The following is a 448-nucleotide window of genomic DNA, read 5'->3' as shown; positions in this document are numbered from 1 at the left end:
GCGAGCATTCTAGCCCGATCAGCCGGTATGACCAAGGCAAAGCCACGCCATTCGTCTCGGGGCCGGTCAGAACGGCTCATTGCCCCGGCGCCGGAACCATCCGGTCAACGATAGCCGCTCGCGGGTCGAAGGCATGACTTCGTGAGGGATTTCACCGGACAGGAACACCACCAGACAACCTCCGGTTGGCTGCACGTCGTATTGCACCTCATCCTTGAGATACATGCGCAGCTGGCCGCCATGTTCGGGCAACCAGGCCTGATTCAGATAAAGCACTGCTGAAACCATGCGCCGATCATCGTCGCGGAAACGGTCGACATGCTTGCGATAGAAAGCGCCGGGCGGGTACAGCGCGAAATGGCTTTCGTAGTCTTCAAGGCCGAGAAACAGCCCGCGATTGAGCGCCAGACGCAGGCTGTCCATCAATTCCAGATAGCGGTCGCAGACC

Annotated in this window: 1 protein-coding gene; it reads right to left on the bottom strand. The window is 59.6% G+C overall.

The features are described from left to right. Window positions 1-66: 66 nt before the first annotated feature. Window positions 67-448: 2OG-Fe(II) oxygenase (locus tag SxD43FB_RS24015; protein ID WP_176482923.1), on the bottom strand; the 382-nt coding region annotated here is incomplete at its 5' end.

The sequence above is a fragment of the Sphingobium sp. D43FB genome (genome assembly GCF_002312805.1).
Lineage (GTDB): Bacteria > Pseudomonadota > Alphaproteobacteria > Sphingomonadales > Sphingomonadaceae > Sphingobium.
This window is presented reverse-complemented; position numbering and strand designations above follow the sequence as displayed.